The organism is Bacillus gaemokensis (genome assembly GCF_001590835.1).
Lineage (GTDB): Bacteria > Bacillota > Bacilli > Bacillales > Bacillaceae_G > Bacillus_A > Bacillus_A gaemokensis.
The window spans coordinates 968,350-993,915 of sequence record NZ_LTAQ01000001.1 but is presented as its reverse complement, the minus strand read 5'-3'; the positions used below and the strand labels follow the sequence as shown (position 1 = coordinate 993,915).

Here is a 25,566-nt window from a genome sequence, read left to right as displayed (position 1 = left end):
CTCTACGCAGAGGCGGATTTTGTTGTGGGTACTATTATCTGAATTTCATCAACTATTAATCAGTTGCCTTCCTATATAAAAACGACTACAATTTTACTATTATGGGTAGAACGAAAAAACAGAATAGGAGGGGAAACTATGCCAAGGAAAGTATGGCTATTAGTAGCTGGGATGATCATTAATGTCACGGGTGCTTCTTTTTTATGGCCTTTTAATACAATTTATTTACATGATCATTTAGGAAAATCATTGTCTGTAGCCGGAATGGTATTAATGATTAACTCACTAACTGGGGTAATTGGTAATTTACTCGGCGGTGTTTTATTTGATAAATGGGGCGGATATAAATCCATTTTAGTAGGAATTGTTATTACACTAGTATCGATTTTAGGTCTTGTATTCTTCCATGGCTGGCCATTGTATGTTGTATGGCTTGCGTTAATTGGCTTTGGTTCTGGAATGGTATTCCCGTCGATGTATGCGATGGTTGGTACGGTTTGGCCAGAAGGCGGGCGGAGAGCATTTAATGCGATGTATGTCGGGCAAAACGTTGGGATCGCTATTGGAACAGCGTGCGGTGGTTTAGTTGCTTCTTATCGTTTTGATTATATTTTCTTAGCGAACTTTATTTTATACTTTATTTTCTTCTTAATTGCTTTTATTGGATTCCGAGGTATGGAAGATAAGAAAGATAAGAGTGTAGAAGTAAAAGAAGAAAAGACAAAAGGTTGGTCACTTACACCAGGATTCAAGGCGCTTCTTATCGTATGTGTCGCATATGCTTTATGCTGGGTTACATATGTACAGTGGCAAGGAGCTATTGCGACGCATATGCAAGAGTTAAATATTAGCCTTCGTCATTATAGTTTATTATGGACAATAAACGGAGCGATGATTGTTTGTGCACAGCCACTAGTAAGTATGATGATTCGGGCGATGAAGCGTTCTTTAAAACAACAAATTATGATTGGAATCGGTATTTTTGCAGTGTCGTTTATTGTACTTAGCCAAGCGCAGCAATTTACAATGTTCCTTGTTGCAATGGTGACATTAACAATTGGTGAATTATTCGTATGGCCAGCAGTTCCAACAATTGCGAACATCCTTGCACCGAATGATAAGCTCGGTTTTTATCAAGGTGTTGTAAATAGTGCAGCAACTGTTGGGAAAATGTTCGGACCTGTTGTCGGCGGAGCGATTGTTGACATATACAATATGGAAGTATTGTTTATAGCAATCATGGTAATGCTTGTAGTAGCGCTTATAGCAACGAGTATTTATGATAAACGAGTAAAAGTTGAAGAAACAGCAGAAGAAAAAATTGCAGTTTAGTTTGACGGAACATGTAACATGTTTTAGAATATATTTAATTAACTCATATGTGTAATAACAGTGAGAAGGAGTAGTAGTAATAGAAGCTGGTTTAGAGAGTTGACGGTCGGTGCAAGTCAATCCACGTTTCGTTATGAACTCGCCTTTGAGTTGCAGTTGTGAAATCTTTAGTAGCAATTGCCGTTAATCCACGTTACGGATCTAAGCGAATGTATGTATTAGTGCTTGTTCAAAAAGGAGGATAAAGAAATCGGGTAGCGATCTTTACCGAACGTTTTGAACATCCTTTATTACATTAATTTAGGGTGGTACCGCGGGAATCTATAACCTCTCGTCCCTTTCTAGGGATGAGAGGTTTTTTGTATTTTAGGCGGTGAAAATAAATAGAATTTGAATGGAGGATATCTCATGAGCTTTAATCATCAAGAAATTGAGAAGAAGTGGCAAGCGTATTGGGAAGAAAATAAAACATTCCGTACGCCAGATGAAACAGAAAAACCGAAATTTTACGCACTAGATATGTTCCCATATCCGTCAGGTGCAGGCTTACACGTAGGACATCCAGAAGGGTATACAGCAACGGATATTTTATCTCGTATGAAACGTGCTCAAGGTTACAATGTTCTTCATCCAATGGGATGGGATGCATTTGGTCTTCCAGCGGAGCAATATGCACTTGATACTGGAAACAGCCCAGCAGAATTTACAGAGAAAAACATTAACACATTCCGTAACCAAATTAAAGCATTAGGTTTCTCTTATGATTGGGATCGTGAAGTAAATACAACAGATCCAAACTACTATAAATGGACACAATGGATCTTCTTAAAGCTATTTGAAAAAGGTTTAGCTTACGTTGATGAAGTACCGGTAAACTGGTGCCCAGCACTTGGGACAGTACTTGCGAACGAAGAAGTAATCGACGGTAAGAGTGAGCGCGGTGGACATCCAGTTGAGCGTCGTCCAATGAGACAATGGATGTTAAAAATTACAGCGTATGGAGATCGTCTACTTGAAGATTTAGATGAACTTGATTGGCCAGAAAGCTTAAAAGATATGCAGCGTAACTGGATTGGTCGTTCTGAAGGGGCAGAAGTACACTTTTGCATCGACGGTACAGAAGAGAAGTTTACAGTCTTCACAACGCGTCCTGATACACTATTTGGTGCGACGTACTGTGTACTTGCTCCAGAGCATGCGCTTGTTGCAGAAATTACAACTGCAGATCAAAAAGATGCAGTGGAAGCGTACATTGATTCTGTAAAAACGAAAAGTGATTTAGAGCGTACAGAGCTTGCAAAAGAAAAAACAGGTGTATTCACTGGTGCTTATGCAGTTAACCCAGTAAACGGTGAGAAATTACCAATCTGGATTGCTGATTATGTTCTTGCGACTTATGGAACAGGTGCTGTAATGGCAGTTCCAGCTCACGATGAGCGTGATTATGAGTTCGCAACAACATTCGGGCTGCAGATGAAAGAAGTTGTAGAAGGCGGAGACATCACAAAAGAAGCTCATACTGGTGATGGCGCGCACGTAAATTCAGCATTCCTTGATGGTCTAAATAAAGAAGAAGCAATTGTAAAAATGATTGAATGGCTTGAAGTAACAAGCGCAGGAAATCAAAAAGTAACATACCGTCTTCGTGACTGGTTATTTAGCCGTCAACGTTACTGGGGTGAGCCAATTCCAGTTATCCATTGGGAAGATGGCACAATGACAGCTGTGAAAGAAGAAGAATTACCATTAGTTCTTCCGAAAACAGAAAACATTCGCCCGTCTGGTACAGGTGAATCACCACTTGCAAACATCGAAGAGTGGGTAAATGTTGTAGACCCTGAGACTGGTAAAAAAGGTCGCCGTGAAACAAACACAATGCCGCAATGGGCTGGTAGCTGCTGGTACTACCTGCGCTACATCGATCCAAACAATAGCGAAGCACTTGTAGATCCTGAAAAAGTAAAACAATGGCTTCCAGTTGATATTTATATCGGCGGTGCAGAGCACGCTGTACTTCACTTACTATATGCTCGTTTCTGGCATAAAGTATTGTATGATATCGGTGTGGTTCCAACGAAAGAGCCATTCCAACAACTATTTAACCAAGGTATGATTTTAGGTGAAAACAACGAGAAAATGAGTAAATCAAAAGGTAACGTTGTAAATCCTGATGATATCGTTGCAAGTCATGGGGCAGATACACTTCGTCTTTACGAAATGTTCATGGGACCATTAGATGCTTCAATTGCTTGGTCTGAAAATGGTCTTGACGGAGCACGTCGCTTCTTAGATCGCGTATGGCGCCTATTCGTTCAAGATAACGATGAGCTAAGTGAGAAAATCACAGATGCACCTAATAAACAGCTTGAAAAAGCGTATCATCAAACAGTGAAGAAAGTAACAGAAGACTATGCAGAACTTCGCTTTAACACTGCAATTTCTCAAATGATGATGTTCATTAACGATGCATATAAAGCAGAAACACTTCCGAAAGAATATGTGGAAGGTTTCGTGAAAATGATTGCACCAGTTGCACCTCACCTTGGGGAAGAACTTTGGAGCAAGCTTGGACACAGTGAAACAATCTCATATGCAAATTGGCCAACATTTGATGAGTCTAAACTTGTAGAAGATGAAGTAGAAATCGTTGTTCAAGTTATGGGTAAAGTTCGTGCGAAACTAACGATGAAAAAAGATGCATCAAAAGAAGAAATGGAACAACTTGCCCTTGAGGCAATTAAAGAACAAATTGAAGGGAAAACAGTTCGTAAAGTAATTGTTGTTCCTGGAAAACTTGTTAATATCGTTGCAAATTAATATGAAAGAGCAGTCCTTTTAGGGGCTGCTCTTTTTTTGAGACAACTGAAAAAGAGTGGAATTCACGCATAGACAAACACTTATTCTTTTGGGTGAAATATGATAACAAAGGTAGGCTAAATTGTGAAGAAGAGGTGAAAGAAATGAAAGGGATGGATAATAATGTACCGCACGGATATGGTGGAATGCAGGCGTTGATGGGGGGAGCGGCAGGAGGGTCTCCAACATCTGTAGCTGGAGCACCAACTACATTTCCAACATTTGTAGGAGGRGCGCAAGGCGGAGTTCCAGTAGGAGCACCAACTACATTTCCAACATTTGTAGGAGGAGCGCAAGGCGGAGTTCCAGTAGGAGCACCAACTACATTTCCAACATTTGTAGGAGGAGCACAAACAGGCTTTCCAGTACCAACTGCACCGCAACCAGGATTCGGCGGTTTCCCTATTGTGGTAGGAGGTATAGGAACATCGCCACAAGTAATCGATGGTCTTCATGGCCATCAAGGTCATCAAGGTCATCAAGGTCATCAAGGTCATCAAGGTCATCAAGGTCACCACGGTCATCAAGGTCACCACGGTCATCAAGGTCACCACGGTCATCAAGGTCACCGCGGTCATCAAGGCCATCAAGGTCATCATGGCCATCACCCGCAACAAGTACATCACCAACATCAAGGCCATCAAGGCCATCAAGGCCATCAAGGCCATCAAGGCCATCAAGGCCATCAAGGCCATCAAGGCCATCAAGGCCATCAAGGCCATCAAGGTCATCAAGGTCATCAAGATCATCACGGCTATCACCCGCAACAAGTACATCACCAACATCACAACTACCACGGTCATCACGGCCACCATGGTCATCAAGGTCATCAAGGTCATCAAGGTCATCAAGGTCATCAAGGTCATCACCCGCAACAAGTACATCACCAACATCATGGCCACCAAGGGCAACATCACCAACATCAAACATGGTATAGCGGAGCTAGAGCCTCGGCGGGAACAGCAGGAGCTGTAGGCCATGCTGGGCATGTCGGACACTAGTAGATTAAATAAAAAGACATAAAAAAATTCTCTTGTGCGCAAGGGGATTTTTTATTTGGGCATAGTAAGAGCGAGGGGAGGTGTCTTACATATGGGAAAAGGTAGAAGTAATAATGCTGGTAAAAAGCAACCAAATTTCGATGATTCATCTAATTTCTCTAAACAAAGTCAACCGACAGAGAAGAAGAAAAAATAAGAAAAAGGAGCTATCTACATAGAAAGATAGCTCCTTTTTAATATGCACGTCGCAGCGATATATCGGCGTTTCGACAAAATAAGACATAAAAATAAAAGCTGCTAGGATATTCCTAACAGCCGATTCGATATTATTTTCCTGATTTTGCTAATGCTTCTTGACGTTGACGCTCAATTTCAGCGCGAAGTTGTGGTTCTGGTGCTTGCCAGCCTTCTGGTTTTAAGATTTTGCCATCGCCTTCACGGAAGCGTGGTTTTCCATCAGGGAATAGTTTTGACATATTTGCATTGTTTACAATTTCAAAGCCTTTATCTGGACGAACTCCCATTTCTGCGAATGTTCCAAATGCGAAATAAATAAGATCAATTAATGCATCGTATTGATCTTCTACAGTATTAGCTTCTAAAAATTCTTCTAGTTCTTCTTGCATAAAGCTAGCGCGAATTTTTGCACGTTCTTCCGCTAATTTCGTTGGTACATCTGTAACAGGGTGTCCGAAAACTTCGTGCATTTTTGCAACAAGTTCGTATCCTTTATCTAAACCTTTTTCGTTCGTCATTGTTGTTTCATCCTTTCTTACTTTGTGCCGAGTTTCATTGTAACATAAGGAGATAACTTAAAGAAAAAGAACATCTTATTATGAAATAAGATGTTCTTTTATTTCTATTCTTCTTTTTTCAGTAAAAGTGATAAAGCAAGGTCAATCCCGAACATCCCAATAAGTAGCATGGGTATGACAACTAATAAATAACGAGTGAAAGAAACATTTTTTAAATATGTATGAGCAAATAAAAAGACGCCGAGAAATAGAATCCCATTTAAAATAGGTTTTACTAACTTTTTAGACATATGCTCCCCCGTAAATATCTTTTTTTTTCTATTTAGGCAATAAAAAAACTCCTCTCTCCGTTGTATCACGCCTGAGAGAGGAGTTCAATCATTATCTGACATTTTGAGGGGATTTGCGTAGCTAGACTATGTTATTCAATTACACCGGAGTTTGTAATATCAACGCTATATTTTACTGTAATAGGGACCTCTTTGTACATTTTTTTCCATTCTTCTAATTTAAAGGGTCTGTATTGTTGCCTAAATCTAGCACCAAGTCCAAGAGGATCGACATCTAAATCTTTAAATTGTTTGATGAGTTTTTTAGCTGTAGTATTTAATTGTTTTTCAACGGATTTAGCAATTTTTTTCGTGTTTTTTTTATTCTCTAGATTTATTTGTTTCGAAAGTTCTTGAATGCGAGCATCTATTTTTACTTTGATTAAAAAGGAAGGCTTTCCATCTTTTACATTTATAGTGTACGTTGGTTTGGAACGTATATTATTGATCATTGCATATTCACTATCACTTTTAAATTCTTGCGAATCTAACCGATGTTTTTCCAATAATCCTTTAAATACAAACATATCTTGATGATCAATTTTTCCAACATACTTATCCTTTTTTAAAAGTCCAATGCCAGTAATTTTGATTTTGTCTCTACTCTTTTTTAGGATAGGCATATAAGAATCTTGGCCTTCACGATAATAACGAAATGCACCTAAATATAAATTATCAGTTGGTAAGGGACCTGTTTTCATGTTATGTTCTAACAATTTTTTTATATAAATAGCAACATTAGCTGAAGTTGTATATTTTCCTGTTAATAGCTCCATTCCATTTCCTTCTAACAATCCAATATATAATGAGTTGCCGATAGTTACATCACGAAGAAGGGTGTCAAAAGTGGCAGACATTCCTTTTTTTGCAATTCTTGTAGTAAATAAAGCAATACGCATTTGTCCGCTTGCAAATGGTTGAGAAGACTCCAAAGAAGTATCAGCTTTTACTTGTTTGACAGCGTTTCCTGTTCCTTCAAAGACCTGTACTTTATTTCCTTTTTGCTGAATGGGACAAACGGACGTCACTTTTACTTTATTGTTTTTTGCTGTATCAAAAACAACCCCTTGAATTAACTGAACATCATCAATAATATTTTTTTGCAAACAGCCTGTTATGGTAAACAGACAGATACAAGAAAGAAGCGTTAGTTTTCTCTTGATTTTTTCCATTTTCTTTTCACCCACACAATAAGAAATAAGATTGGGATGTATATATAAATAAGCCAAAAGCTAATTTTTGAAACATAACTAATAAAATCGTTGATATCGTGCCTGTTTGTTAGAAGGTGAGACACAATAATTGTAATGAACATGAAGGAAAGTAAAATGTATTTTTGCTTTACATGAAAGATTTCACGCATTCCTCTTGTAGCAGCCCATAATGGAAGAATAAAACTTGTAAGAATTACGAGTGCATAGCCGGAGATGGCAAGGTATTCTAGTCGTTCAATAAAGGGTAATTTAATAACTTGTGTCATTGAAAGCTGCGACCAAATTGTTTTTGATAACTGTTTTTCGCTAAAAAAGGTGAACGCTAAAATCGTGCTAAATAAATATAAAATATTAGAAAACAATGCACCATATTGTGCGAACTTGTGAGACTTCTCGGGATTTTTCACAAATGGGTATATCATAAGAAAGATTTCAAAACCTGTCATACTATAAATTGACAATTGCGATGCTTTTAAAATATCTCCAAAAGAATGCGAAAAAACAGGAAGTAAATTTTCCCAATGTGCATATTTCAGAATAAAGAGACTAAGGAAGATATAACCGAATGTCCCACCAACAGAAATGACACAGATGCCAGTAATTACACGAAACCCTGATGAGATGATGTAGTAACTTAATAAACATAAAAAGACTGTGAACATCCAAGTAGATCCGGTAGGAAACATCCATACTTGAACAATCTCAACATACGTTCGAACAACGGATATGCTTACAGTGAAAAAATACAACATAAATACAATACTAATGCCATTACCGAGCCACTTTCCAAAAGTTTGCTGATGAAGGTCTATTAAGTTTCCTTCTGTATTTTTTAATAAGTAATACATCATCCAAACGAGAATGTGAATGAGGATTCCTGTGATGAGAACACCGATCCAAGCGTCGTATCCCGCAACTTTGGCAATAATGCGTGCAAAACCGAGAACTCCAGCGCCGAACTGTGCACTATGAATTAAGAATAAAACAAATATAGGGGATATTTGATATTTTGTTTTGATTTTACTCATATGTGCACCTCGTTTCTTATTCATCAAAATCAGATGTATGTTTTGTTGAAATTCCATTTGCTGATTTTTTTACGTGTTGTGGCCTTGCTTGAATATCTCTTGTATCGATCATAGATAACGGAAATCGAATCCAAGAGTCTTTTAGTGCTTGTTGCCTTGCTGGATAAAACAGTGCGAATGGTTTCCGTAAAGAAGAAAGCCTAAATAGATGAGTAAATAAAAAGATAAAACCGAGTGAAATTCCTAATAGTCCGCCTAATTCCGCAAATAAAAGGAACGGAAAGCGTAGCAAGCGAACCGCGTTACCCATTTTATAAATCGGTGTGATAAAGGAAGCCAATGCGGATAACGCAACAATAATTAATAAAATGTTACTGGTTAATCCCGCTTGCACAGATGCTTGTCCGATTACGATACCGCCTACAATACCGAGCGTTTGGCCTACTTTCATTGGCAGTCTAGCCCCGGCTTCTCTAAGTAAATCAATAGCCAGCTCTAGAAAGAGTGCTTCTATTAAAGGTGGAAAAGGGACTTGTGCTCTTGATAAAATTAATGTTTCGAGTAAATCGCTTGGAATTAATTCGTAATGATAACTTAAAATGGCAACATATAATGGTGTTGCGCAGATGGAAAACAGAACAGCGATTAGTCGTAAAAATCTTGAAAACGTAGCGTAAAGCCAAGAAACATTGTAATCCTCTGGTGAAACAAAAAAATCAAAGTATGAAACAGGACTGAGTAAGACGCTTGGTGAACCATCCACAAAAATAGCAATTTTTCCATCAATTAATGCGGTCGTTACTCGGTCTGTACGTTCTGTATTAATAAATAATGGGAAGATTGATTTTTCTCCCATCAATTCTTGAATATAGGAGCTGTCGTTGATTTGATCGTATTCAATTGCACGAAGTGATTCTTCTAAATAATCAACACTGTCTTTTTCAGCAAGATTCTCTAAATACATCATGACAACTTTTGTTTTAGAGAATGTCCCAATGATAACTTCCTTTGTTTGTAGTGCTAACACTGGAAGGCGTTTACGTACTAAGTTAATATTGGTATCAATATCTTCTACAAATCCCTCTTGTGGACCAACAACTGTAGATTCATTTAATGGTATAGATGGCGCCCGATAATTATCAATTGTGATATTTGCTAAGATACATTTTTGATCTTGTTCATGTAACTGTACGATAGCGTGACCTTTTAAAACCATATCTTCAATTTTTTGAAGATCATTTGTAATTGTAATTCCGCTCATTGGAATATGTTCTTTTAATTCTTCTAATGTAGAACACGTACGCTCTAATAAAGCTGGCATTAAATATTTTTGTAATTTTTCCCCATCAAGCGATGGACGATAGTAGGAAATCCAATAAGGCATTGTGTCATCATCGGACGTATGATAGCTGACAAAATCACTGGAAGCTTTTAAGTTTTCTAGCAAATCCTGAAGGGATTGAACATGTTCCTTTTTAGGTTTACTAAAGTCATAAATACTGTTACTACTGTTACTATTTTGTTCTTCTCTTTGAGTTTGTTTATTGCTATTCTGTGGTTTATGTTCAGCTTGATGTATAGTTTGAATGTCTTTTTGTTTTTTGTGCTCTTGTTCATTGTTTTGCTTCCCAGATTTTTCATTTTGAGCATGTTGTTGTTCTTTAATACTCGGGATTTTTTCTTGATTTGTATCCTGTTGTTCCTCTTCGTTGAGAGTGGTACTTAAATCGGTATCATTCTTTTTCTTACGTAGCCATTTCCATATCATGTGTATTCCCTCTTTGGTGGTGTAATATAATGTTAGTTTGTGGCGATTTTTGTATATTATGCATATCTTTAGGAAGAAGGATTTCTTTTAGGAACATATAATAATTTTGGTAAGTGGAATAGATTTGTTAAATAAAACAAGAACGGTTCAGTTAATGATGGAACAACCAAAGAAGGGAATTGGTTTGAGAGTCCATATGGAAGAAAGAGAGTGGAGACAGAATCGGGAAAAATCATCAAATATGTGACGGAAGGTGTCATTATTGACGAAGAAATTACAATTTCTTCGGTATAGATTGATATAATGATGAGTTTCCGATGAGGGAGGGAATGGATATTGTATGTAAGAAAAGAAAGATTTTATTTGCAAGAATTCACATTTGAGAATGGCAGAAAAATTCCTGTTCAAATTGGATATGAAACGTATGGTAGATTAAATAAGGAAAAGTCAAATGTGATTTTAGTCTGTCATTATTTTAGTGCAACAAGCCACGCTGCTGGAAAATATACAGAGCAAGATTCCATGCCGGGTTGGTGGGATGGACTGATTGGACCCGGGAAGGCAATCGATACAAATCAATACTTTGTGATATGTACAGATAATCTTTGTAATGTACAAGTGAAAAATCCTTACGTGGTTACAACGGGACCAAAATCGATTAATCAGGTGACAGGCTTTGAATATGCAATGGATTTTCCAGTCTTTACATTTTTAGATGTAGCACGTGTACAACATGAATTAGTGAAGGATATGGGAATTGAAAGGCTATATGCTGTAATGGGACCATCAGCTGGTGGGATGATTGCACAGCAATGGGCTATCCGTTATCCGCATATGGTGGAGCGGATGATCGGTGTAATTACAAATCCGCAAAATCCAGTTGTAACATCGGTAAATGTATTGCAAAATGCGATTGAGGCAATTCGAATGGACCTAACGTGGAATGATGGAAATTACGGGGATGAGCAGCCAAAGAAAGGTTTACATTTGGCGGGGAAAATGATGTTTATAAATGCATTTGATGCTCATTATTATAAAACGGAATTTCCGCGTAATAGCCTGGAAATAGAGCCGTATAGAGAGTTTTCTACATTGTCATCATTTGAAAAGAAAATAAATGAAGTAACACTAAAAAACATTGATTTTGTGGATGCGAATTCTTGGATGTATACAGCAAAGGCAACGTTATTACATGATATTGCACATGGTTTTTCTTCTTTATCAGAAGCTCTTTCTCAAATAGAGGCAAATGTGTTGATGATTCCATGTAAGCAAGATTTACTGCAACCACCACGTTATAACTATGAGATGGTAGATGTACTGCAAAAACAAGGGAAACATGCAGAAGTTTATGAGATTGAAAGTATAAATGGTCATATGGCGGGAGTGTTAGAGGTTCACTTGTTTGAAAAGAAAGTGTATAAATTTTTGAATCAGAAAGTATCAAGTTTTGCATAAAAAGGTGCGAGGTCAGTAACGAGCACCTTTCTTCATGTGATTTTTAAACGGAAGACATATGTGGCAATACACAAACCAAAGAAGGCTATACCAAGTAATAAAAAGATAAATGAAATTTCTTGCGGAGATGTTTTTCTGTTGTTGTTTTTTATGTTAAGTGTAATGATCGCAAGAATTAAAAAAATAAGGCCTATAAAGAAAAGTAAAAGCGTTATTTCAACCGACCCCTTTCGTAAAATAAGTATATTGAGAATACAATGTAAGTGCCGATTTTGTAAATGGTAGTGATTTACAAATGGGTTGAGAAAAATGAGAATGAGAAAGGTTTCAATTCTTTGCGTTCGTACTTTTGCATGCTAAAATTGGTGATGGATTGATAATTAGCGATGCTTTTATTAGAGGTGTAGAAATTTTTGACCCTAATAGCGTCAATTTATATAAGGAGGAAAAGTAAATATGACAGAAGTAAAAACAATTACAACAGAAGAAGTGCAAGAACGTTTAGAACAAGGGGAAACATTATTTTTAGTAGATGTGCGTGAAGATGAGGAAGTGGCGCAAGGAATGATTCCAGAAGCTGTACATATCAAAATGGGAGATATCCCAAATAAAGTGGATTTCTTTGATAAGGAAAATGAATATATTTTTATTTGCCGATCAGGAATGCGCAGTGAAAATGTATGCCATTATTTAAATGAACAAGGATTTAAAACTGTGAATATGGTCGGCGGCATGCTGCAGTATGAAGGGGAAACGAAATAATTTTGTTTGTAAAACTTGAAACGTGTCTGTTTCAAGTTTTTTTCTTTGGCATACAGTGTACAAATGAATTATTTTCTTAGAAGGGAGGAGGCCTATGAGTGCGTTTCTTCGTAAGATTAAAATTATAAATAATCGAGGAGCTGTTAATGTAGGGGATTGCAATACAATTGCACCATTAACTGTAGCAAAGATATACGCTGGTTCTGGAGGTTCAAGTATTGCTACTTTTTTAAATGGAAAACGTATGCCAGAAACTGTAGCAAGAGGCACTGTATTTATTCCTCCGTTAGAAACAAGTGAACTTACATTAGGTTCATAATGGAAAGGTTGAATAAAAAATGCCTGCAAATATTAAAGAGTTTGTGATTGTAAATAATTACGGAAATCTATTTACAGGAGATAATTTGAGAGATACATCCTTTACTGCATCAAAAACATATAGCGGAGCAGTTGGACCAACTTGTGTTGATGTTGTATTAGTAATCGGAACCACAACAAAAGTTTGTTTAGATCCTGGCGATACGGTAACAACGACATATACGAAAGGATCGCAACTTGGAGCGGATGCGAATACAACTTCAGGTGGAAATCAAAATTCAACTGGTGTTATGCAAGCTGTACCGAATACGGATGATTTTGATTCGGCACCTGGATTATAGAAATACTCCCCTGAAAAAGCAGGGGAGTATTTTTTCATATGCATTGATGTATGAGAAATATTGAAAACAAGAATACCATGAATGGAAACATTACGATGTTACCTATTTACCTCGCGTTAACAATGAGTACTATTCCTACTGATTGAAGACTTACTTTATTTAATCCATTTAACAATGGCGTCCATTGTTTGACGAGTCTTATTATGTTTTGGTTCTTCTGCTCGATAACCAAAAGAGACTAAAGTAGAGACACCAAATGTTTCTTCTGAAATAATGTCTTCTTCTTTTAAAACGGCTTCAACTTTTTCTTTATTAAATCCTTCAATTGGACAAGAGTCAATGCCGATTTGGGCAGCGGCAGTCATCATATTTCCGAGGGCGATATATGTTTGTTTAGAAGCCCAATCAAACATTGCGCGCTCGCTTTCTAATAAATGAAAATCAGACTCTTGAAATTCTTTATAAAAACCGCGTTTCATCGTTACGATTTCCTCGGGAAGCTGTTGAATATTCATCATGAAATTTGAGATATAGGAAGAATTATAAAGCATATCCTCTTTTTTTCGAGCTAATATAACTACAAAGTGGCTCGCTGTAGGTAATTGTTTTTGAGCTCCCCATGCTACAGGAAGAAGCTTGTTACGAATATCTTGATTTTGAATCACAACAAACTTCCAAGGTTCGAACCCAAATGAACTTGGGGAAAGACGGCCAGTTTCTAAAATAAACTCAAAATCTTCATCAGAGATTTTTCTATTACTATCAAATTCTTTACATGCATGTCTAAAGTGATAAGCTTTTAAAATTTCTTCTTTTGTATGTTCCATTTAGATAACCACCTTTTAATTAATTGCTTTTTTATAGTAAGTTAATTACAAAATAGATTCTACAATAGTACAATAAATGATGTAAGTACGCACATTTTTAGCATATAGTATCAATTTGTATACTAATGGAGAGTGATGAAATGGAACAGAAAGATATAAATCGTTGTTCAGTAGAGTTAACGTTAGATGTAATTGGGGGAAAGTGGAAAGGAGTTATATTATTTCATTTAATGAACGCCCAAGAGATTCGTTTTAATCAATTTTTAAAATTAATGCCTGGGATTACGCAGCGTATGTTAACAAGACAGTTGAGAGAACTTGAGGCCGCCGGTGTAATCCACCGTGAAATATATAAAGAAGTTCCGCCAAAAGTAGAGTATTCTTTAACGAAGTTTGGAAGATCTCTTACCCCCATTATTGCACTTATGCGTGAGTGGGGAGAAGAATATCGGATGCAAATTAAAATTGGCCAAGAGTAGTAGAAAAGTGTGCAACTTAGATTGCGCACTTTTTTGTAATGAGCTGAATATAGAATGAATAAGAGTAATTGTAATATGAATAAATGAGTGGGGGGAGGGATGAATGGACTTTGGAGGTCTATGGGTAAAATTCCCGAAAAATTCAGTTAGAAATAATGAAAAAGCGGATGGGCATTTAGAGTTACAATCTGTTGGCCCTACATTACCTCCTTTTCCAACTTTCCCAACTGGACCAACTCTTCCAACGGGTCCCACCGGAATAACGGGTCCAACGGGTCCAACGGGTCCAACGGGATCAACGGGAGCCACGGGATCAACGGGAACAACGGGATCAACCGGATTCGGAGAGTATGGATTTTTTGCCAATACTGCAAATTTGAGTGTTGCAGCAAATGGTCTTGTTACATTCCCAAGTGTCGATGTATCTACAGCAAATGTGAATATTAATGGTACATTTGATACTATAACAGTGAATGTAGCGGGTGTTTATTTAATTTCTTATAACATTATTGTATCTTCTTTATTATCTCTTACTGTCAGTTTTGTGTTACAAAGAAACGGAGTGAATGTGCTAGGTTCGGGAGTTGGGTTTGTAGTTAATTTAGGGGGGATTGAAGGTACGGGGCAGGCGATTGTTGTATGTAATGCAGGGGATACATTTAGAGTGCAATCTCCTTCAGGTGCATCATTAGTTGCGCTTGCCACCATTGGTGCTTCTGCATCAATTACCATTGTTAAAATATCAAACTAGTATATATGTGAGTTGAGTGAAAGGTTTAATATTATGTGGATTTCCGCCTTAGGACCTGTGGTCTTAAGGCTTTTTATTTTTAAAATGAATATAATGGAAATATTGTGAAATACCTTTGTTTTTTTCTTATATGTAATAGATAAATAAAAAATATAGAAAATTGAATAAAGAGCTTGAGCAAAAACATCGCAGTTTAAAAATATATTATAATAGAATGAAGAGAGAAGAATTTAGCAGAAAAGGAGGGGGACGATGAGCGAGAAGGTTAGAGATTCTTTAGGGCGCCCACTTCAAGATTTACGCATCTCTGTCATTGATCGTTGTAACTTTAGGTGCACATATTGTATGCCGGCAGAGGTATTTGGACCTGAGTATGTATTTTTACAAGAGAAGTTTTTGCTTACGTTTGATGAAATTGAACGATTAGCAAAATTGTTTGTTGGCCTGGGGGTAAAGAAAATTAGGCTTACAGGCGGTGAGCCATTATTGCGTAAAGATTTAACAAAGCTCATTGAACGGCTTGCGGGGCTTGATGGTTTAATAGATATTGGTCTGACGACAAATGGGATTCATTTAACGAAGCAAGCAAAAACGTTAAATGAAGCAGGGTTACACCGAGTGAATGTTAGCTTGGATGCAATAGAAGATGATGTGTTTCGCCAAATTAATGGCCGGAATATTAGTACAAAACCTGTGTTAAAAGGGATTGCAGCAGCAAAAGAAGCTGGGCTTGAAGTAAAGGTAAATATGGTTGTAAAAAAGGGAATGAATGATAGTCAAATTCTTCCGATGGCTGCGTATTTTAAAGAACAGGGAATATCACTGCGTTTTATCGAATTTATGGATGTCGGTAGTACGAATGGATGGAACTTTGAACAGGTTATTACGAAAAAAGAATTGATTGAGAAAATTCGTCAGGTCTACCCGATTGAATCTACTGAACCTCACTATTTTGGGGAGGTTGCTAAACGTTATCGTTATGTTGGCAGTGATGTGGAAGTTGGGTTCATCACTTCAGTTTCTGAATCGTTTTGTTCTTCTTGTACGAGAGCAAGAATTTCAGCAGATGGTAAGTTTTACACATGTTTGTTTGCAACAGAAGGAACGGATTTACGGACTCTTCTTCGAGAGGGCATTTCTGATTCTGATTTAGTAAAGGTAGTGCAAGATGTATGGCGACATCGGAAAGATCGGTATTCAGATGAACGAACTGAAGAAAGTGCGAAGAATCGTCCGAAAATTGAAATGTCGTATATCGGGGGGTAAGAAAGGGGGATGCCGCATGCAAGAACGTTATTCAAGGCAAATATTATTTTCTGGGATCGGTGAAGGTGGGCAACAAAAGATAAGAGAGAAGCATGTACTCATTATTGGTGCTGGTGCACTGGGAGCCGCAAATGCAGAAGCGATTGTTAGAGCTGGAATTGGGAAAGTGACGATTGCTGATCGTGATTACGTCGAATGGAGCAACTTACAGCGGCAGCAATTATATATAGAGGAAGATGCAAAGCAATACAAACCGAAAGCAGTTGCAGCAGCTGAACACTTAAGGAAGATTAACTCTGAAGTGGAAATCATTCCAGTTGTAACAGATGTGACATTACAAGAAATGGAAGAGCTAATCAAGAATGTGGATTTAATATTGGATGCGACTGATAATTTTGATACACGTCTTTTGATTAATGATATTTCGCAAAAATACAATATTCCTTGGATTTATGGGGGATGCGTTGGTAGTTACGGCGTTACATATACGATTCTTCCGGGGAAAACACCATGTTTTCGTTGCTTGATGGAGCATCCGACAAGTGGGATAACATGTGATACGGCTGGAATTATACAACCTGCTGTACAAATGGTCGCCAGCCACCAAGTTACAGAAGCTTTGAAAATATTAGTAGGAGATTTCGAGTCACTCCGTGAGACAATGTTATCGTTTGATATTTGGAACAATCAGCATATGGCCTTTAAAGTAAATAGACAGAAAAAAGATACATGTCCATCTTGCGGAAGGCTGCGTACGTATCCGAGTTTAAATTTTGAATCGCAAATGAAAACGGAAGTGTTATGTGGAAGGGATACAGTTCAAATCCGTCCAGGAGTGCCGCAAGTTCTTAATTTAGAAGAAGTTAAAAAGCGCTTACAAAAAAGTGTGGATGTGCAGAAAACACCGTATTTATTATCATTTCCAATTGATGAATATCGGTTTGTTTTATTTACAGATGGCAGGGCATTTATTCATGGGACAAATGATATGAAAGTAGCGAGACGACTATATGCAAGATATATAGGATGAACCTAAAGGAGGTTCCTTTAGGTTCTGGGGATTAGGAATGGGAATTTCTAACGTAGTCTCCATTCTTTCCACCCGTTTTTTTTAGTAAATATGTTTCGCCAATAATCATTCCTTTATCGACAGCTTTACACATGTCATACACGGTAAGAGCGGTTGCAGAAGCAGCAGTTAAAGCTTCCATTTCAACGCCTGTGCTACCTTCTGTTTTGACCTTTACTTCAATCAGTAAGCGATATTGCTCTTTTGACGTTTCCCATTCGAAGGAAACGTCTACTCCTTTTAGAAGTAAGGGGTGACACATTGGAATGATATCAGAAGTACGTTTGGCAGCCATAATTCCGGCGATTTGTGCCACGGCTAATACGTCGCCTTTGCCAATTTCATTATGAGAGATTTTATCAAAAATTTCTTTCGTAACTAGGATGCTAGAGCAAGCGATTGCTGTGCGCACTGTCACTTTTTTATCGCTAATGTCGACCATTTTGGCACGGCCTTGGTCGTTAAAATGAGTGAATGAAGACATGGAATTCCTCCTTGAAGTAATTGCTAGTATGATTAGCATTGTACAATATAAAGTGTAATCAAGATGTGATATTTTGCAAATATGAGGTGAAAAACAATGTTAGAAAAACGAGTACCAATTCCAGTTGCTGAAGCAGTAGCACGTGTGATGAAATATACGCAGCGGGGTGAAACAGAAGAGGTTCCGATTATCCAAAGCTATGGCAGAATTCTTGGAGAAGATGTTGTAGCAGATCACGATGTGCCGCATTTTGATCGCTCTCCATATGATGGATTTGCGATTCGGGCGAAAGACACAAAAGAGGCGAGCGGCGATCATCCGATCGAATTTGAAGTAATCGGTGAAATTGGAGCTGGATCTGTTTTTACAAATGAAGTGAAGGCTTTTGAAGCTGTTCGAATTATGACAGGAGCAGCTATTCCAGAAGATTGTGATGCAGTTGTCATGTTAGAACTAACGGAAGGATTCGAACATAATGGCAAAACATATATGAGGCTAAAGCGTCCTTTCGTAAGTGGTGACAATGTTTCATTTGAAGGTGAAGATGTACAGAAAAATCATGTGCTTGTGGAAAAAGGAACGGCAATTAACCCGGGTGTAGCAGCACTGTTAGCGACATTTGGTTATAGCTCAGTGAAGGTTGTCAAACAGCCTGTTGTTGGGATTGTCACAACGGGAAGTGAGCTGTTAGAAGTACATGAACCACTTGAACCAGGGAAAATTAGAAATAGTAACTCCTATATGATTGCAGCTCAAATTGCTAGAGTAGGCGGAAAAGTACGATATTATGGACAACTTGCTGATGAGCTAGAAGCTTGCTATGAAGCAGTGAAAGCAGCGATGGATGAAGTGGATATTCTGATTACAACCGGCGGTGTTTCGGTCGGAGATTATGATTACTTGCCTGCTATTTATGAAAAGCTGGGTGCTAATGTTCTTTTTAATAAAATAGCGATGCGACCAGGGAGTGTAACAACGGTAGCTGAAGTAAATGGGAAATTATTATTCGGCTTATCAGGTAACCCGTCTGCTTGTTATGTTGGTTTTGAGTTATTCGTTCACCCAGTAATTCAAACATATCTTCATAGGAAAGAACCACATGCATATCGTGCGGATGCTATTTTACAGAAAGATTTTTCAAAAGCGAATCCATTTACACGGTTTGTAAGAGGAAAAGTAGAAATCATCAATGGTCAGTTGCAAGCAATGCCAGTTGGCTTAGATAAATCAAGTGCGGTTTCTTCTCTAGTGGATAGCAATGCTTTTATCGTATTGCCGGGAGGAACGAGGGGATTTGAAGCAGGCATGATCGTTTCAGTATTATTATTAGAATCGAGCCAAGGAAGTGAGTGGCCGTGGGCAGAACCGCTCCAATCTTACAAATAGTAGGGTATCAAAATAGCGGAAAAACGACGCTTATGAAGAAGTTAATTCAAGTTTTGACACAGGAAGGAATGAAAGTAGCCACAATTAAACATCACGGACATGGTGGCTATCCAGAATTACCACAAAAAGATAGTGAATGTCACAGGCAAGCGGGTGCTGTTGTGAGTGGCGTAGAAGGAGCTGGGTTATTATCGCTTTCTTCTTTACGTGATGAGTGGTCTTTACAAGATATCATTCGTTTATATGAATTTTTTGAAGTAGATATCATTTTGATTGAAGGATATAAGAAAGAAAAATATCCAAAAGTAGTTTTGCTTCGCTCAGCTGAAGAGCTGGATTTATTAAATACGATGGAAAATGTAAAGGCAGTTATCACATGGAATGACGTTATACAAGAGACATATAAAACATTTCATATAACCGAGGAAGAAGTGTATATGGAATGGTTCGTACAAACGGTAAGGGGTGCAAAATGACACATACATATTATGAAGTGATAGATACACCTCTTTCAATTGAAGAGGTAACAAATAAAGTAATTCGCCGAGAATGTGGTGCTGTGACGACGTTTATTGGAACGGTAAGAGAATTTACGAAAGGGCGCCGTACATTGTATTTAGAGTACGCAGCATATCACACAATGGCAGAAAAAATGCTTGCGAAAATTGGTGCTGAAGTGAAAGAGAAGTGGCCTGGGACATATGTTGCGATTACACATCGCATCGGTACACTACACATTTCTGATATCGCTGTTGTTGTTGCTGTATCAACACCGCACCGGAAGGCAGCCTATGAAGCAAATGAATATATTATGGAACGCATTAAACAAATTGTTCCGATTTGGAAAAAGGAATTCTGGGAAGATGGCGATTCATGGATTGGTGATCAATTAGAAACAACATCGTATCCAGATGGAGAACCTGAAAAGGGGATGGAAAAATGATTCAAGTGTTATTGTTTGCTCATTTACAAGAAGAAGCGGGAACAAGTGCGTTAAAAATAGATGGTGGAAATATTACTGTTACAGAATTAAAAGAGATTCTCACAAAGGAACATCATTTAGCAGTTTCAGAGCAAGTTATGGTTGCTGTAAACGAAGAATATGCAAATGCAGATGACAAAATCCATGATGGTGATATTGTAGCTTTGATTCCGCCTGTGAGCGGTGGATAATTTTCTTTTGAGTGTAATAAAAAAACGAATCCTTTTATCTTATTTAGTAAGGTAAGAGGATTCGTTTTTTTATTTTATCCCACTTGTAGCATATGAGGCCCAACTGTATTGGTTTGAAGGGTTAGGGGAAATGTAAGGAAAAGAAGAGGAAACTTTAGCATAGGAAGGTTTTGGGAAATGGATATATTTTTAGCGATTTTACCAGCTATATTTTGGGGGAGTATTGTACTTTTTAATGTAAAGCTTGGCGGTGGTCCTTACAGTCAAACACTTGGTACGACTCTTGGGGCGCTCATTTTCTCAATTGTTATTTATATTTTTATGAAACCTGTGTTGACCCCTTTAGTTATTGGAGTGGGGGGTGTATCGGGTTTATTTTGGGCTTTAGGTCAAAGTAATCAACTGAAAAGTATTGATTTAATGGGAGTTTCAAAAACAATGCCCATCTCGACAGGGCTTCAATTAGTTGCGACGACTTTATTTGGTGTCATTGTTTTTCATGAATGGTCAACGGTGATATCTATTGTATTAGGTGTTTTAGCGCTTATATGCATTATTATAGGGATCATTCTTACCTCACTCCAAAGTGAAGAAGAGAAAAGTAATGAACAATCAGGAAGCTTTAAAAAAGGAATTTTCATTTTGCTAATCTCAACGGTCGGTTATTTGGTTTATGTAGTAGTGATACGACTATTTCATGTAGATGGATGGTCCGCTTTATTACCGCAAGCAATCGGAATGGTCATGGGTGGTGTTTTACTAACGTTCAAACATAAACCGTTTAATAAATATGCGATTCGGAATATCATTCCAGGTTTAATTTGGGCGGCTGGAAATATGTTTTTATTTATTTCACAGCCGCGAGTAGGTGTAGCTACAAGTTTTTCTCTTTCGCAAATGGGAATCGTTATTTCTACACTTGGTGGAATTTTTATATTAGGTGAAAAGAAAACAAAGAGGCAAATAATTGCAATTGTGATTGGAATTATTTTTATTATTGTAGCTGGGATTATGTTAGGAATTGCGAAAAGCTGACAAGGAGGCATGATGATGTATAAAGATTTAGAAGGAAAAGTAGTTGTGATTACTGGCTCGGCAACAGGAATTGGAAAGGCAATGGGAATCCGTTTTGCAGAGGAAAAAGCCAAAGTGGTAATTAATTATCGTTCAAAAGAATCTGAAGCAAATGGTGTATTAGAGGAGATTAAAAAAGTAGGCGGAGAAGCTATTGCTGTAAAAGGTGATGTAACTGTTGAATCTGATGTGATAAATCTTATTCAATCTGCTGTTAAAGAATTTGGTACGTTAGATATTATGATTAATAATGCAGGTGTAGAAAATCCCGTAATATCACATGAAATGCCATTAAGTGATTGGAATAAAGTGATTAACACAAACTTAACAGGGGCCTTTTTAGGTAGCCGTGAAGCAATTAAATATTTTGTTGATCATGATATTAAAGGAGCAGTTATCAATATGTCTAGTGTCCATGAGAAAATTCCATGGCCATTGTTTGTTCACTATGCTGCAAGTAAAGGTGGTATGAAGTTAATGACGGAAACGTTAGCGCTAGAGTATGCACCAAAGGGCATTCGGGTAAATAATATTGGACCAGGCGCAATTAATACACCAATTAATGCTGAAAAATTTGCTGATCCTAAAAAACGTGCTGATGTCGAAAGTATGATTCCGATGGGATACATTGGAAATCCAGAAGAAATTGCGGCAGTAGCGGTATGGTTGGCTTCTTCACAAGCAAGTTATGTAACAGGGATTACATTGTTTGCTGATGGCGGTATGACTTTATACCCTTCTTTTCAAGCTGGGCGTGGATAATGAATAAAAGGAGAAAGACGCTAACTTTATTTAGAAGTAGAATCCTTCTCCTTTTTTTGTGCAAAAAAAAAAATAGCGTTCAGCTATTTTAAATTTGCACATATATATTTTGTATTTGAAAATAGAAACCCGTGTATTAATGGTTGATTGTATCTTGAAGGTAATCAGTTGCTTGATTTTCTGAAACATCTTGCACAAGGGCAACTTCACTAATTAAAATTCTGCGTGCGTTGTCTAGCATTTGTTTTTCGCTAGCATTTAGCGCTCTTTCTTTATTACGGCGAATTAAATCACGAACAACTTCAGCGCCGTCTTGAAGTTTACCATTTTTCATTTTTTCCATGTTTATCGTGTATCGTTGTTTCCATGAGAGTGAGTGGTCTGATTCGCCTTGCTGAAATTCAACTAAAACACCATTTAACGTATCTTTGTCGACAACATAACGTATACCGGAATCGCTCACTTTATCCATGGGAATCATCACTTGCATATCGCTAATAATCATGTGGATCACACAATACTGACGTGTTTTTCCTAAAACTTCTTTATCCTCAATTGATTCAATGACTCCTGCACCGTGCATTGGATAAACAATTTTATCGCCAATTTGAAACAAATCATCCACCTCCATATGTGGTAACCATAGTCAATGATAACACATTTTTATGAAAATATCAAATTTATTATAATATCATACCTTTTATATTGTAGTCAATAAATATTTGTTGGTTTTTTGAAGGTTTTTTAGATGAGAGCTGATTACTGCTAAAAGCCCAATTGGTAAGGGGGAATGAAAGTTTTGTTTGATTAGAAAAAGGCGTTATTATAAAAAATGAGAATAATTATTATTTAATAGAGGTCTTGATAATAATGATTGATACATACTGGTTCAAAAATAAAAACGTACAGATCAGATGAAAATCATATGTCAGTTGTGACTTCGTGTGTTGGAAGGGTATTACGATTTTGTAATGGGATGTAAGAAGAAAACAATAGGCATATCCACTTATTTTTAATCATAAAATGTAAAATTGCTAATACAATATACCTAAATCCGTTCTTTTTAAAGGAGGGAGAGAAGGTGGGGTACACAATTAAAATTGATATTACAAATAATGTAGTAGCAAAGTTCAGATCAGAGTATTTGGAATTATATACGAATAAATTTATGATAGGTAAGTTTTATGTCTATACTGAAGAGAAGAAATATGTGTTAGAAGACGGATATATATATGAAGATGGTAAGTTCTATCGCATCATAGATACGCACCGTGGCAAGAATTCAGCGGCGGAGGGCTGCGATCTAGGATGGTGTTAAAATGATTCGGGTCAAGATGTTTGATGAAAGTCATGAAAAGGATTTAGAAGACGCTGTGAATACGTTTTTAAAGAAGTTAAATGAAGAACAACTTGTAGATATTAAATATCAAGTTGGTGTCTCGATTAATGATGATGAAAATCAAATTTATTGTTTTTCGGCGATGGTTATCTATAAAACATAAAAAAGAGCTGGGGAACCAGCTCTTTTTTATGTTCTTAAGTAGGAATTACATGAGTGGGTAAGGTATTCATAATGGATTGAGGCAGTTTATTTTTCTTTGTAGATAGAACTGCTTTACTTGTTCCGTGTACAGTAGCATCTGTACACATGCCAAGGTGATAACGTTCGCCTAAGAATGGATCGATATAAAAGCCGTTTTTAAACACTTTATCTTTCAAATCTCTTTTTTGATGAATTTCAGAACAGTTAATGCAATAGTACATATCTTTCATCTCCTTTATTTTATTGTAGAAAATATTTTTAATAGTCTTTAGAGAAGAAGGGTGAACAGGTAGCATATTCTCTCCTAATATGGTTATTTTTGAAAATGTTGAGGAGGTGAGAAGTGACCACCTGTTCATGAAGTTGGAAATCTTTTTAGACATCTTCCTCATAATCGTTATACATAGCTCAATCACTAGTCCCGAGGGAAGGAGGAGAGACTAGTAATAGAACGGACTATGCTTCGCTACTTTTGAGAACAAATGATGAAGAAGTTTCTCTATATTTGATTTGCCTTTGTGAGTATATTATGAAGAAATATTGCAAGGGTGTTTGTCCTGTTGAAAAAATGTTGAGAATTTCTCAACGTGCATTGAGAAATTGTATGAAGGGGAGATGGAATGTTATAAGTTGACGTGAAACCAAAAGGTGTTATATTATAAAAATGAAACCAAAAGGTGTTATATTTAAAACGTATTATAAAGGAGAAATAAAATGGAACAACAAAATACATTACAAGACATTAAACAAACAGTTATTTTTGAAGCGTCTATTCAAAAAGTATGGAATAAGGTATCAACTGCAGAAGGGATTGCGGCTTGGTTTATGCCAAATGATTTTGAAGCGAAAGTAGGGCATGAATTTCATGTGCAATCACCTTTTGGTCCATCACCATGTAAAGTATTAGAAATCGATGAGCCACATCGTGTATCTTTTTCTTGGGATACAGATGGCTGGGTAGTTTCATTTGTTTTAAAAGATTTAGGAGATAAAACGGAGTTTACTCTTATTCATGGCGGCTGGAAACACCCTGATGCAATTCTTCCGAAAGCGAACGCGAAAAGTTCTGTTATTCGCGATAGAATGGCGGGCGGCTGGGTAGCAATTGTAAATGAAAAATTGAAAAAGGTTGTTGAAGGGTAAGTGTCCGCATCTGCAGCGAGATACGATGTCTTCCAAGCGATTGCTGATCCAACCCGCCGAGAAGTACTCCGATTACTAATTGAAGAAGAATTACCTATTTCTAAAATCACAGCGCATTTTCCGGTAAGTCGTACAGCAATTGCGAAGCATCTTCATGTTCTTTCAGAAGCGAAATTAGTGAGCGGAAGAAAGGTCGGAAGAGAAAAGTTGTACCGATTACACCCTGAGCCATTAGCAGAATTAAAACAGTGGCTTTCGTATTATGAACAGTTCTGGAATAATAAATTGTTCATGCTGAAACACGTGGTTGAAAATGATGGAAAAAAAGAATTGCGCGTTATTACAACGGAAGAGGATGAGTAATCTATAGCACATATTGTCGGAAGGTCAATATATTCGAAAAAGCGCCGATATATAGAAAGAGGATGATCGTTATAAACGATCACC

The 25,566-nt window shown here is 37.3% G+C and carries 32 protein-coding genes and 1 other annotated feature; of the genes, 22 read left to right on the top strand and 10 right to left on the bottom strand.

Going from position 1 to position 25,566, the window contains the following annotated elements; translation table 11 throughout:
* The first annotated feature begins 138 nt into the window (after positions 1-138).
* From AZF08_RS05240 to AZF08_RS05230, 3 genes are all read left to right on the top strand, one after another.
* On the top strand, positions 139-1,332 hold the full coding sequence (locus AZF08_RS05240) for an MDR family MFS transporter (RefSeq protein ID WP_033674311.1): 1,194 nt from the start codon (positions 139-141) through the stop codon (positions 1,330-1,332).
* A 51-nt stretch (positions 1,333-1,383) separates the two neighbouring features.
* Positions 1,384-1,674, top strand: a binding site (T-box leader).
* Positions 1,675-1,740: 66 nt separating this feature from the next.
* A complete protein-coding gene (gene leuS / locus AZF08_RS05235; protein WP_033674310.1) occupies positions 1,741-4,149 on the top strand; it encodes a leucine--tRNA ligase in 2,409 nt (802 codons plus the stop codon).
* 143 nt (positions 4,150-4,292) lie between these two features.
* The gene (locus AZF08_RS05230) at positions 4,293-5,189 is read left to right on the top strand and encodes a hypothetical protein (protein WP_063177241.1); all 897 of its coding nucleotides are present in this window, start codon (positions 4,293-4,295) and stop codon (positions 5,187-5,189) included.
* A 326-nt stretch (positions 5,190-5,515) separates the two neighbouring features.
* On the opposite strand, the gene AZF08_RS05225 is transcribed toward AZF08_RS05230, so the two are convergent.
* The 5 genes from AZF08_RS05225 to AZF08_RS05205 all read right to left on the bottom strand — a co-directional run bounded on the left by AZF08_RS05225 (position 5,516) and on the right by AZF08_RS05205 (position 10,283).
* Entirely contained in the window at positions 5,516-5,944 is a 429-nt protein-coding gene (locus AZF08_RS05225; protein WP_033674306.1) for a pyrophosphohydrolase domain-containing protein, read from the bottom strand.
* 104 nt (positions 5,945-6,048) lie between these two features.
* Positions 6,049-6,234, bottom strand: a complete 186-nt coding sequence (locus AZF08_RS05220; protein WP_033674305.1) for a hypothetical protein — start codon at positions 6,232-6,234, stop codon at positions 6,049-6,051.
* A gap of 131 nt (positions 6,235-6,365) precedes the next feature.
* Complete coding sequence (locus tag AZF08_RS05215; RefSeq protein WP_033674304.1) at positions 6,366-7,445, bottom strand: Ger(x)C family spore germination protein; 1,080 nt, start codon at positions 7,443-7,445, stop codon at positions 6,366-6,368.
* The gene (locus tag AZF08_RS05210; protein ID WP_033674303.1) at positions 7,421-8,515 is read right to left on the bottom strand and encodes a spore germination protein; all 1,095 of its coding nucleotides are present in this window, start codon (positions 8,513-8,515) and stop codon (positions 7,421-7,423) included. Before AZF08_RS05210 ends, AZF08_RS05215 begins: the two co-directional genes overlap by 25 nt.
* A 16-nt stretch (positions 8,516-8,531) precedes the next feature.
* A complete protein-coding gene (locus tag AZF08_RS05205) occupies positions 8,532-10,283 on the bottom strand; it encodes a spore germination protein (RefSeq protein ID WP_082246050.1) in 1,752 nt (583 codons plus the stop codon).
* Positions 10,284-10,407: 124 nt separating this feature from the next.
* Between AZF08_RS05205 and AZF08_RS31720 the strand changes: the two genes are divergently transcribed.
* Together AZF08_RS31720 and AZF08_RS05200 are read left to right on the top strand one after the other, a co-directional pair.
* Positions 10,408-10,530 (top strand): hypothetical protein, encoded by a 123-nt coding sequence (locus tag AZF08_RS31720; RefSeq protein WP_265182902.1) that lies wholly within the window; start codon positions 10,408-10,410, stop codon positions 10,528-10,530.
* Positions 10,531-10,616: 86 nt separating this feature from the next.
* A complete protein-coding gene (locus tag AZF08_RS05200; protein ID WP_033674302.1) occupies positions 10,617-11,741 on the top strand; it encodes an alpha/beta fold hydrolase in 1,125 nt (374 codons plus the stop codon).
* 32 nt (positions 11,742-11,773) lie between these two features.
* On the opposite strand, the gene AZF08_RS05195 is transcribed toward AZF08_RS05200, so the two are convergent.
* A complete protein-coding gene (locus AZF08_RS05195; RefSeq protein WP_063177245.1) occupies positions 11,774-11,956 on the bottom strand; it encodes a hypothetical protein in 183 nt (60 codons plus the stop codon).
* A gap of 241 nt (positions 11,957-12,197) precedes the next feature.
* On the opposite strand from AZF08_RS05195, the gene AZF08_RS05190 reads away from it, so the two are divergent.
* The 3 genes from AZF08_RS05190 to AZF08_RS05180 all read left to right on the top strand — a co-directional run bounded on the left by AZF08_RS05190 (position 12,198) and on the right by AZF08_RS05180 (position 13,162).
* On the top strand, positions 12,198-12,503 hold the full coding sequence (locus AZF08_RS05190; protein ID WP_033674300.1) for a rhodanese-like domain-containing protein: 306 nt from the start codon (positions 12,198-12,200) through the stop codon (positions 12,501-12,503).
* Positions 12,504-12,597: 94 nt separating this feature from the next.
* On the top strand, positions 12,598-12,822 hold the full coding sequence (locus tag AZF08_RS05185) for a spore germination protein (protein ID WP_033674299.1): 225 nt from the start codon (positions 12,598-12,600) through the stop codon (positions 12,820-12,822).
* 19 nt (positions 12,823-12,841) lie between these two features.
* Positions 12,842-13,162 carry a hypothetical protein gene (locus tag AZF08_RS05180; protein WP_033674298.1) on the top strand — a complete coding sequence of 107 codons (321 nt, stop codon included), beginning with the start codon at positions 12,842-12,844 and terminating at the stop codon, positions 13,160-13,162.
* A 155-nt stretch (positions 13,163-13,317) separates the two neighbouring features.
* Here AZF08_RS05180 and AZF08_RS05175 read toward each other — a convergent pair whose 3' ends face one another.
* Positions 13,318-13,989, bottom strand: a complete 672-nt coding sequence (locus tag AZF08_RS05175; protein WP_033674297.1) for an NAD(P)H-dependent oxidoreductase — start codon at positions 13,987-13,989, stop codon at positions 13,318-13,320.
* A 140-nt stretch (positions 13,990-14,129) separates the two neighbouring features.
* On the opposite strand from AZF08_RS05175, the gene AZF08_RS05170 reads away from it, so the two are divergent.
* The 4 genes from AZF08_RS05170 (at position 14,130) to AZF08_RS05155 (ending at position 17,515) form a co-directional block, all read left to right on the top strand.
* A complete protein-coding gene (locus tag AZF08_RS05170; protein ID WP_033674296.1) occupies positions 14,130-14,468 on the top strand; it encodes a winged helix-turn-helix transcriptional regulator in 339 nt (112 codons plus the stop codon).
* Between the two features lie 103 nt (positions 14,469-14,571).
* Positions 14,572-15,219, top strand: coding sequence for a BclA C-terminal domain-containing protein (locus tag AZF08_RS30385; protein ID WP_051725718.1), 648 nt, complete (start codon positions 14,572-14,574; stop codon positions 15,217-15,219).
* A 252-nt stretch (positions 15,220-15,471) separates the two neighbouring features.
* Positions 15,472-16,485 (top strand): GTP 3',8-cyclase MoaA, encoded by a 1,014-nt coding sequence (gene moaA / locus AZF08_RS05160; protein ID WP_033674295.1) that lies wholly within the window; start codon positions 15,472-15,474, stop codon positions 16,483-16,485.
* Between the two features lie 16 nt (positions 16,486-16,501).
* Positions 16,502-17,515, top strand: a complete 1,014-nt coding sequence (locus AZF08_RS05155; RefSeq protein WP_033674294.1) for a molybdopterin-synthase adenylyltransferase MoeB — start codon at positions 16,502-16,504, stop codon at positions 17,513-17,515.
* Between the two features lie 31 nt (positions 17,516-17,546).
* Here AZF08_RS05155 and moaC read toward each other — a convergent pair whose 3' ends face one another.
* Positions 17,547-18,038 carry a cyclic pyranopterin monophosphate synthase MoaC gene (moaC, locus tag AZF08_RS05150; protein WP_033674293.1) on the bottom strand — a complete coding sequence of 164 codons (492 nt, stop codon included), beginning with the start codon at positions 18,036-18,038 and terminating at the stop codon, positions 17,547-17,549.
* A gap of 96 nt (positions 18,039-18,134) precedes the next feature.
* Between moaC and AZF08_RS05145 the strand changes: the two genes are divergently transcribed.
* From AZF08_RS05145 to gdh, 6 genes are all read left to right on the top strand, one after another.
* On the top strand, positions 18,135-19,424 hold the full coding sequence (locus AZF08_RS05145) for a molybdopterin molybdotransferase MoeA (protein WP_033674292.1): 1,290 nt from the start codon (positions 18,135-18,137) through the stop codon (positions 19,422-19,424).
* Positions 19,388-19,900 carry a molybdopterin-guanine dinucleotide biosynthesis protein B gene (mobB, locus tag AZF08_RS05140; protein WP_033674291.1) on the top strand — a complete coding sequence of 171 codons (513 nt, stop codon included), beginning with the start codon at positions 19,388-19,390 and terminating at the stop codon, positions 19,898-19,900. Before AZF08_RS05145 ends, mobB begins: the two co-directional genes overlap by 37 nt.
* On the top strand, positions 19,897-20,367 hold the full coding sequence (locus tag AZF08_RS05135; protein ID WP_033674290.1) for a molybdenum cofactor biosynthesis protein MoaE: 471 nt from the start codon (positions 19,897-19,899) through the stop codon (positions 20,365-20,367). The genes mobB and AZF08_RS05135 overlap by 4 nt, the downstream gene beginning before the upstream one ends.
* Positions 20,364-20,597: a molybdopterin converting factor subunit 1 gene (gene moaD, locus AZF08_RS05130; RefSeq protein WP_033674289.1), complete on the top strand. Its 234-nt coding sequence runs from the start codon at positions 20,364-20,366 to the stop codon at positions 20,595-20,597. The genes AZF08_RS05135 and moaD overlap by 4 nt, the downstream gene beginning before the upstream one ends.
* 177 nt (positions 20,598-20,774) lie before the next feature.
* Positions 20,775-21,632, top strand: a complete 858-nt coding sequence (locus tag AZF08_RS05125) for a RhaT/GlcU family sugar-proton symporter (RefSeq protein WP_033674288.1) — start codon at positions 20,775-20,777, stop codon at positions 21,630-21,632.
* Positions 21,633-21,647: 15 nt separating this feature from the next.
* Positions 21,648-22,433, top strand: a complete 786-nt coding sequence (gdh, locus tag AZF08_RS05120) for a glucose 1-dehydrogenase (protein WP_033674287.1) — start codon at positions 21,648-21,650, stop codon at positions 22,431-22,433.
* Between the two features lie 136 nt (positions 22,434-22,569).
* Here the strand turns inward: gdh and AZF08_RS05115 are convergent, their stop codons facing one another.
* Complete coding sequence (locus AZF08_RS05115; protein WP_200875212.1) at positions 22,570-23,064, bottom strand: CarD family transcriptional regulator; 495 nt, start codon at positions 23,062-23,064, stop codon at positions 22,570-22,572.
* Between the two features lie 450 nt (positions 23,065-23,514).
* On the opposite strand from AZF08_RS05115, the gene AZF08_RS05110 reads away from it, so the two are divergent.
* A complete protein-coding gene (locus AZF08_RS05110) occupies positions 23,515-23,751 on the top strand; it encodes a DUF2553 family protein (RefSeq protein ID WP_033674285.1) in 237 nt (78 codons plus the stop codon).
* Position 23,752: 1 nt separating this feature from the next.
* Positions 23,753-23,935 (top strand): sporulation protein Cse60, encoded by a 183-nt coding sequence (locus AZF08_RS05105; protein ID WP_033674284.1) that lies wholly within the window; start codon positions 23,753-23,755, stop codon positions 23,933-23,935.
* 34 nt (positions 23,936-23,969) lie between these two features.
* On the opposite strand, the gene AZF08_RS05100 is transcribed toward AZF08_RS05105, so the two are convergent.
* Positions 23,970-24,197, bottom strand: coding sequence for a DUF3973 domain-containing protein (locus AZF08_RS05100; protein ID WP_033674384.1), 228 nt, complete (start codon positions 24,195-24,197; stop codon positions 23,970-23,972).
* A 493-nt stretch (positions 24,198-24,690) separates the two neighbouring features.
* Here AZF08_RS05100 and AZF08_RS05095 point away from each other — a divergent pair, with 493 nt between their 5' ends.
* Together AZF08_RS05095 and AZF08_RS05090 are read left to right on the top strand one after the other, a co-directional pair.
* On the top strand, positions 24,691-25,119 hold the full coding sequence (locus tag AZF08_RS05095; RefSeq protein ID WP_033674283.1) for an SRPBCC family protein: 429 nt from the start codon (positions 24,691-24,693) through the stop codon (positions 25,117-25,119).
* On the top strand, positions 25,120-25,482 hold the full coding sequence (locus AZF08_RS05090) for an ArsR/SmtB family transcription factor (RefSeq protein WP_033674282.1): 363 nt from the start codon (positions 25,120-25,122) through the stop codon (positions 25,480-25,482). It begins immediately after the preceding gene.
* The last annotated feature ends 84 nt before the right edge of the window (positions 25,483-25,566 follow it).

What these genes read in the sequence shown, in the direction of transcription:
- AZF08_RS05240 (WP_033674311.1), top strand. Translation starts at nt 139, where the DNA reads ATGCCAAGGAAAGTATGGCTATTAGTAGCTGGGATGATCATTAATGTC.
- leuS (WP_033674310.1), top strand. Translation starts at nt 1,741, where the DNA reads ATGAGCTTTAATCATCAAGAAATTGAGAAGAAGTGGCAAGCGTATTGG.
- AZF08_RS05225 (WP_033674306.1), bottom strand. Translation starts at nt 5,944, where the DNA reads ATGACGAACGAAAAAGGTTTAGATAAAGGATACGAACTTGTTGCAAAA.
- AZF08_RS05220 (WP_033674305.1), bottom strand. Translation starts at nt 6,234, where the DNA reads ATGTCTAAAAAGTTAGTAAAACCTATTTTAAATGGGATTCTATTTCTC.
- AZF08_RS05215 (WP_033674304.1), bottom strand. Translation starts at nt 7,445, where the DNA reads ATGGAAAAAATCAAGAGAAAACTAACGCTTCTTTCTTGTATCTGTCTG.
- AZF08_RS05210 (WP_033674303.1), bottom strand. Translation starts at nt 8,515, where the DNA reads ATGAGTAAAATCAAAACAAAATATCAAATATCCCCTATATTTGTTTTA.
- AZF08_RS05205 (WP_082246050.1), bottom strand. Translation starts at nt 10,283, where the DNA reads ATGATATGGAAATGGCTACGTAAGAAAAAGAATGATACCGATTTAAGT.
- AZF08_RS05190 (WP_033674300.1), top strand. Translation starts at nt 12,198, where the DNA reads ATGACAGAAGTAAAAACAATTACAACAGAAGAAGTGCAAGAACGTTTA.
- AZF08_RS05185 (WP_033674299.1), top strand. Translation starts at nt 12,598, where the DNA reads ATGAGTGCGTTTCTTCGTAAGATTAAAATTATAAATAATCGAGGAGCT.
- AZF08_RS05180 (WP_033674298.1), top strand. Translation starts at nt 12,842, where the DNA reads ATGCCTGCAAATATTAAAGAGTTTGTGATTGTAAATAATTACGGAAAT.
- AZF08_RS05175 (WP_033674297.1), bottom strand. Translation starts at nt 13,989, where the DNA reads ATGGAACATACAAAAGAAGAAATTTTAAAAGCTTATCACTTTAGACAT.
- AZF08_RS05170 (WP_033674296.1), top strand. Translation starts at nt 14,130, where the DNA reads ATGGAACAGAAAGATATAAATCGTTGTTCAGTAGAGTTAACGTTAGAT.
- AZF08_RS30385 (WP_051725718.1), top strand. Translation starts at nt 14,572, where the DNA reads ATGGACTTTGGAGGTCTATGGGTAAAATTCCCGAAAAATTCAGTTAGA.
- moaA (WP_033674295.1), top strand. Translation starts at nt 15,472, where the DNA reads ATGAGCGAGAAGGTTAGAGATTCTTTAGGGCGCCCACTTCAAGATTTA.
- AZF08_RS05155 (WP_033674294.1), top strand. Translation starts at nt 16,502, where the DNA reads ATGCAAGAACGTTATTCAAGGCAAATATTATTTTCTGGGATCGGTGAA.
- moaC (WP_033674293.1), bottom strand. Translation starts at nt 18,038, where the DNA reads ATGTCTTCATTCACTCATTTTAACGACCAAGGCCGTGCCAAAATGGTC.
- AZF08_RS05145 (WP_033674292.1), top strand. Translation starts at nt 18,135, where the DNA reads ATGTTAGAAAAACGAGTACCAATTCCAGTTGCTGAAGCAGTAGCACGT.
- AZF08_RS05135 (WP_033674290.1), top strand. Translation starts at nt 19,897, where the DNA reads ATGACACATACATATTATGAAGTGATAGATACACCTCTTTCAATTGAA.
- moaD (WP_033674289.1), top strand. Translation starts at nt 20,364, where the DNA reads ATGATTCAAGTGTTATTGTTTGCTCATTTACAAGAAGAAGCGGGAACA.
- AZF08_RS05125 (WP_033674288.1), top strand. Translation starts at nt 20,775, where the DNA reads ATGGATATATTTTTAGCGATTTTACCAGCTATATTTTGGGGGAGTATT.
- gdh (WP_033674287.1), top strand. Translation starts at nt 21,648, where the DNA reads ATGTATAAAGATTTAGAAGGAAAAGTAGTTGTGATTACTGGCTCGGCA.
- AZF08_RS05115 (WP_200875212.1), bottom strand. Translation starts at nt 23,064, where the DNA reads ATGGAGGTGGATGATTTGTTTCAAATTGGCGATAAAATTGTTTATCCA.
- AZF08_RS05105 (WP_033674284.1), top strand. Translation starts at nt 23,753, where the DNA reads ATGATTCGGGTCAAGATGTTTGATGAAAGTCATGAAAAGGATTTAGAA.
- AZF08_RS05100 (WP_033674384.1), bottom strand. Translation starts at nt 24,197, where the DNA reads ATGTACTATTGCATTAACTGTTCTGAAATTCATCAAAAAAGAGATTTG.
- AZF08_RS05095 (WP_033674283.1), top strand. Translation starts at nt 24,691, where the DNA reads ATGGAACAACAAAATACATTACAAGACATTAAACAAACAGTTATTTTT.